Origin of the sequence: Mycetohabitans sp. B3, from assembly GCF_021498065.1 — a bacterium.
GTDB lineage: Bacteria > Pseudomonadota > Gammaproteobacteria > Burkholderiales > Burkholderiaceae > Mycetohabitans.
This window is the reverse complement of the sequence record NZ_JAHLKN010000039.1, coordinates 438,497-444,496: the sequence shown is the minus strand read 5'-3', so window position 1 is coordinate 444,496 and position 6,000 is coordinate 438,497. Positions and strand designations below refer to the sequence as shown.

The window sequence follows — 6,000 nt, the reverse complement described above, 5'->3', positions numbered from 1 at the left end:
TCAGTCGCGTCACGGCGACGCACCCATTTTGCTGCTCACGGGCAAGCTGGTGACAGGCGAGGCGAACGAGGATGAGGTGGCGCGGGTCATTCAGCAATACGATGTGAAACCCTTTGAAAAGCCGGCGCGACTGAATTGGGTGGCCGTGGAACTGGCGCGTCGGCTCAAGGCGGGGGGCCATCCGGCTAGGGCCGCGGGGCGCGATGCAGATAGATGACGTCCTGCTGCACGGGTATCAGGTTCTGGCCGCTATCGATGACGAAGTCGGTGCCGTTGTAGGCGGGGGAAGCCAGCAGCAGGACCGCCGCTGCGACATCGGCCGGGCCTGCCACCCTACCCAGCAAGTTGGACTGGCGGGCCGCGTAATGAAAGTCCGCATCGGTCTGGCTGTCGCTGGGCAACATCAACCCGGGAAAAACCGCGTTAATGCGTAAGACCGGTGCGGCCGAGATCGCAAGCATTTGCGTCAGGTTGCCCAGCGCTGTCTTTCCGACCGTATAAGTGAAGTGGTCGCGGTGGAAGTTGCCTTTCACCTTCTGGTCCACAACATTGACCACTGCGCCGGTTACACCCGTGGCTCTCGCGCAGTCGTGGAAGGCCCGCGTTAGCAGGATCGGAGCCCTGCAGTTCACCGCCCATGCCTGATCCAGCGCCTGCACGGAGAAGTCGACGAAATCGTCTTGCCAGAAAACCGCCGCGTTGTTGACCAGCAGGTCCAACCGGCCGAAGTGCGCGAAGACATCCTGGATGAGCTGGTCGATCTGCGCGGCGTCCCGCAGGTCACCGCTGAAGGCAAGTGCGTCATACCCGGCATGCTGCAGCGCCAATGCGGCCGTTTCCGCCTCATCGCGCGATGTGCACGCGTGTACGGCCACGCGATATCCATTCTTCGCGAGATGCTCCAGGATCTGTCTGCCGGCCCGCTTGGCCGAACCGGTCACCAGTGCTACCTTATCGACGCTCATGAAGACGCTCCATCCAGCAAGTTTTCGAATGCGGCGCGCAGCGCGTCAATCCGGACCGGTTTCATCAAAAGTTCATCAAACATGGCCAATTGCGTTTCACTGAGTAGCTCCGGTGCCGATGCGCTTACGCCAATCAATTTCGAATGAGGTGCGCCGGTTTTCCGGATCCATCGCGCTAATGAAGCGCCGTCTTCCCCCGGCATTTGCAGGTCAATGAGCGCGACATCCACTTCCCGCTGGCTAAGCATGACTCTGGCGTCCCATGCCGAGTCCACGGCAGTAACGGCCAGGCCCAAGCTGCGCATGAGCGCGACCAGCGCATCCCGCATCTGGGGCTGATCGTCCACCACCAGCGCCTGTTTGCCGCACAGCGGCGTGTCCGGCAGCGCGCTTCGGCTGTCGCCGTCGGGCTGCGCGCGACGTATCAACGAGTCGGTCGATTCGCGAAACGTGACTTCGAACGTCGATCCAACACCGAGCGTCGACGTAACGGTGATATGGCCGCCGAGCAGTCGCACCAGCCCGTCGACAATGGCCAGACCCATGCCGATGCCCGTGTGGCTTCGCGTGTTGCCGTCGTCAAGCTGCACGAACGGCTCGAACAGCTTTTCCTTGGCCTGCTCCGGGATGCCAATGCCGTGGTCGGTCACCGCGATCCGCGTGACGCATTCCGATGCAGCAATGTGCTGCGTCGCACGGATCAGCACGTCGCCTTGGGTCGAATACTTGATTGCGTTGTCGACCAGGTTGAGCAGGATCTGCCGTATCCGTTGCTGATCGGAATGAATCAACCAGACGATGCCGCGCGTGTCGATTCGTACAGACAGCCGCTTGAGCGCAGCCATCGGCCGCATCTGTGTGGCGACCTGCTGCACGATATCGATCAGATCCACCGGCGCAATGCGCAACTTGAGCTTGCCCGCGTCAAGCCTTGCATAATCGGCCAGGTCTCGCAGTTGCGCGTCGATCTGTTCGGCCGCCTGCTCCATTCGCAACACAGCGCGCATACTTCTTGTCGACAGTTCGGCGTCCGCGAGACTCGAAAGACCGGCCGATATGGTTTGTAGTGGCGTGCGGATCTCGTGCCCGATCGCCCCTAGAAACGCACTCTTGGCTTTTAATGATGCATTGGCTGCCGCCGTCGCGCTTTGCTCGGCGATTCTCCAGGTTCGCTCCCGCCAGGCGGCGCGCATGCCACGATATGTGGCGATGGCCAACACGATCAATAGCGTGCTCGTCAACGAAGCTGCACTGATATAGCTCGCCCACAGCACTCGCCGTTTGTGTCGGAAGTCCTCCAACGCAATGTCGCGACGTTTGTTTTCCGCTTCGCCGATGCCTTGCGCCAATCGAAGTGTTGACTCGTCCAGCGCGTGCAGGTGGCCGGCGATGACGCGCGCCGTCGACCTGTCGCCTGGCTGCAGATCGACGATGAGCGGATCGATCGTTTGCAAGCAATGTCGGATTGCCGCGATGGCCTGCACGTAGTCCGGCACGCTCAGCTGTACCTGGATAGTATCCGACGGCTTCGAAATAAGCGAGAACTTTGACACCAGGATCTCATAGGAACGCTGGATCTCATCCAGGTCCTGGCTGTCGCCGCTCGCATACCGCAAAAGCAGGTTTTCCAGGCGATCTGCATTGAACTTGAACTGAGCGGGTGCCCAGTAGTAGTTTTCCTGCGGACCGGCTAGCTTGTACACGGACATGGGTTCCGTGCTGGTCCATTGAAGTGCCGTATAGCCCCATGCCGCTATCACCAGCGCGAGCGCCACCCCCAACAAGGTGCCTGCCCGCGACCAACGAAGCCATTGACACGTATCATCTGACCTCAATCGACTTCACCTGCCACACGAACCGCCCGGCGATCTCTGAGCGATTCAACTCCTTTGGGAACCGGTCGCGGGGATAGACAAGAAACAGCGGGCCGAAGTCCCTGAGCGTCAGCTGTTTGCCGTTGATCTGGTCGGCTAGAATCACGCCGTACCGGTGCGCGTCGCTGATCGGGACCGCATACGATACATAGCCATCGTGTGCTGTCACCCGGAGCGTTGTTCCCTTTGCGCCCACCTTCGATAGCACGTCGCTCAAAAGCACGCCGGAAAACTGCGACGAGGGCGTCCAGTTCGTGGCCGTGGTGAACTGGGCACGCGGCATTGACCGCCATTCCTGCTCCGTGAAACGGTACATGTGAGTACCTGGCACATTCGTGCGTTGAATATTGCCGGTGACATCCAATTGCATCGGCGTAGCCTGTGCAAGGCCACCGAAGACGAACAGGATGAGCGCGAGGCCTCTCGCGAGCGTTGCAAACTTGTTCATGCAGGTTCTCCTGACGAGCCCATTGGCTCAAGCGGTATCTCGGGATTCACATGCTAGACAAGCGGTCCAATTGGTAGCCACGGCGACTGGCTGTGGAATGCGACATGCAAGCTGTCGCTCAAATGATTAAACGCGTTCGTAAACAGCCGACCGCGTTGACTGCAGTGCATATAGGGTATCGACAGTGGGTTTGCTTGCGTGCCCGTCGTTGCGGGATCGACGCAGCTTTTCAAAAAACCAGCGTACCCGTCCAGAACAGTCGGTGCGCCGCATACCTTGCAGTGACAAACGGCCACATCGCTATCGATATCAGATAAGCGGACCCTCGGTGCAGCCATTAATAAATGGACAGATTTGTCTGGACGAGGTTGGAAACCAGGTCAGCATATCGTCGGTGTCCGTGTGTCGCAATGCTTGCGTCCGACCTTTTTACAAACAGACGGAATGCTTGCTTTTTATGACGAGGTGGTGGGTTGAGTGATGCGGTGGCTAGCCCACGCTACACCAGCCCTTTTGCGTGCTGGCCGCGGCTGGCGTATCGGTGAAGCGTTTAACGAAGCATTGGTGTATTGTCAATGTGCTGCTGGGACGTTGCGCGCGGTATCGGTGGTGCAAAGCTGGGTAATTGTGAATCTGACGCGGCGTCAGCGTGCTGAAGGGCTCAATTTTATCTGAATTTCAGATATTTTTTAGGTTATCCGTTTTTCGGATATATTGCAAATATCCGGATTGCAGCTAAAATTAAAATAGCTGATTTTCGGGTACAAATCGTATGTCTCACACCCCGCCGTTCCAACTGCTTGTGACTGCTTTGCAGCTAGGTCAACTGCTGAAGGCGGCTCGCAAGCGTAGCAAGCTGACACAGGCCGAGGTGGCGGCCCGATTGGGGCTGAGCCAGAACCGCGTTTCCTATCTGGAACAACATCCGGACCAACTGAGTTTCAAGCAGTTGCTGGGCTGGTGCGCGGCCGTCGGCCTGGAACTGCGGCTGGGCGAGCGCGAGCGCCTCGAATCGACCAACAAGACGCAGTGGTGAGATGGGGCAGCGCTCACACAGTCAAACCCTGACGCTTTGGGCCAACGGCGACTACGTAGGCCGCTGGACTATCACGGCCCGCGGCGACATGGAGCTGCAATACGATGGGGGCTGGCTTGCCTCTGCGCATGGACGGCCAATATCTTTGTCGCTGCCCTTTAACCTCAACAACGAGCCGTTGAAAGGCGAGCGCGTTGCCCATTACTTCGAAGGCCTGCTGCCTGATAGCGATGCCATCCGCAAGCGCGTTGCAGCCCGCTTCAAGACGGGGTCTACCGAAGCCTTCAACCTGTTGGCCGCCATCGGACGCGATTGCGTAGGCGCACTACAACTCCTGCCGGAAGGCGAGACACCTTCTGGTGTTGACCGTATCGACGGCGTTGTCGTGGACGACGAAGCCATCGAACGCCATCTGCTCGAAGTCGTAACCCCGGACCGCTTCGCCGGTGCGAGGGACCCTGACGACGACTTCCGGTTCTCGCTAGCCGGCGCTCAGGAGAAGGATGCTTTCCTGTGGTGGGATGACAAGTGGATGAAGCCGCGCGGCGCAACGCCCACCACGCACATCTTTAAGCTGCCGCTTGGCCTGGTCGGTGGTCGGCAGGCCGACTTCAGCACCTCCGTGGACAACGAGTGGCTGTGTCTTCGCTTGTTCAAGGCGTATGGCCTATCCACGGCAAAAGCTCACATCGCCACATTCGGCAAGCGGCGGGTACTCGTTGTCGAGCGATTCGACCGCGTGGTGTCGTCCGACGGCACGCGGTTGTTCCGGCTCATACAGGAAGATTTTTGCCAAGCCACTGGAACATCGCCGCTCGTAAAGTACGAGAACGAAGGCGGGCCAGGCCTCAAGCAACTGTTCCCCCTCGTGCAGCAGTCGCTGGATGCCGAGCGTGACCTGCGCGCCCTCATGGCTTCGCAAATCCTGTTCTGGATGCTGCGCGCGCCGGACGGGCATGCCAAGAACTTCAGCATCCAACTACAGGCCGGGACAGCTGGACGGTTCCGGCTCACGCCGATGTATGACGTGATGTCTGCGTATCCGGTCATCGGCGAAGGACCGAACCAGTGGGCCGAGCAGGACCTTAAGCTTGCTATGGCGCTGCTGGGCAAGAACCGGCACTATCGTATGCACGCCATCCAGCGCCGGCACTTCAATAGCACGGCCCAAAAGCTCGGCTATGGAGGAAACGCCGAGCCATTGCTTCAGGAACTGGTCGCTCGGACGCCAGAGGTAGTCGCGCAAGTGCAAGCGGAGCTGCCGCAAGGCTTTTCGCAGCAAGTGGCCGACAAGGTACTGGGCGGGCTATTGGATGCCGCCCGGGCGCTCGAAGGGATGCCGCCAGTGTGACGCCCGCGGCAGTCGTAGCAACGGGTAAGGACAGGCGACAACCACGCGAATTACCTTGTCGTGAAAGCTCCTTACGCCACCGGCCGCACTTCTGCCGCGAGACGAAAGAAGCGATGCCGCCAACGCTGGTCTCAGCACTTGCAAGCCCGCCGGAACAATGATGCGAAACTGACTATGATCGCCATGTTCATCCGTACGGTGACGCATGTCGCTTCCAGGTTGCCGTTCTTGATCAAGGGGACAAATTTCCGCGCACCCGGCATTGGCGAGGAGAGAATAAAATCTTTGCGAAAGACTCGCAGGTTATCGCGCAATCAAGGTCCAAT

Annotated in this window: 5 protein-coding genes and 1 pseudogene; 3 read left to right on the top strand and 3 right to left on the bottom strand. The window is 59.4% G+C overall.

Features of this window, described 5'->3' with window-relative positions; genetic code table 11:
* Window positions 1-217, top strand: a pseudogene (locus tag KQH55_RS14405) (two-component system response regulator); the annotation flags it as partial.
* On the opposite strand, the gene KQH55_RS14400 reads toward KQH55_RS14405, so the two are convergent.
* From KQH55_RS14400 to KQH55_RS14390, 3 genes are all read right to left on the bottom strand, one after another.
* On the bottom strand, window positions 186-965 hold the full coding sequence (locus KQH55_RS14400) for an SDR family oxidoreductase (RefSeq protein ID WP_076796714.1): 780 nt from the start codon (window positions 963-965) through the stop codon (window positions 186-188). The pseudogene KQH55_RS14405 and the gene KQH55_RS14400 overlap by 32 nt on opposite strands.
* Window positions 962-2,674, bottom strand: a complete 1,713-nt coding sequence (locus tag KQH55_RS14395) for an ATP-binding protein (RefSeq protein ID WP_235091461.1) — start codon at window positions 2,672-2,674, stop codon at window positions 962-964. The genes KQH55_RS14400 and KQH55_RS14395 overlap by 4 nt, the downstream gene beginning before the upstream one ends.
* 112 nt (window positions 2,675-2,786) lie before the next feature.
* Complete coding sequence (locus tag KQH55_RS14390; RefSeq protein WP_076796713.1) at window positions 2,787-3,287, bottom strand: molybdopterin-dependent oxidoreductase; 501 nt, start codon at window positions 3,285-3,287, stop codon at window positions 2,787-2,789.
* A gap of 772 nt (window positions 3,288-4,059) precedes the next feature.
* On the opposite strand from KQH55_RS14390, the gene KQH55_RS14385 reads away from it, so the two are divergent.
* Window positions 4,060-4,323, top strand: coding sequence for a helix-turn-helix domain-containing protein (locus KQH55_RS14385; RefSeq protein WP_076796710.1), 264 nt, complete (start codon window positions 4,060-4,062; stop codon window positions 4,321-4,323).
* Between the two features lies 1 nt (window position 4,324).
* Window positions 4,325-5,674: a type II toxin-antitoxin system HipA family toxin gene (locus KQH55_RS14380; protein WP_235091460.1), complete on the top strand. Its 1,350-nt coding sequence runs from the start codon at window positions 4,325-4,327 to the stop codon at window positions 5,672-5,674.
* Window positions 5,675-6,000 lie beyond the last annotated feature (326 nt).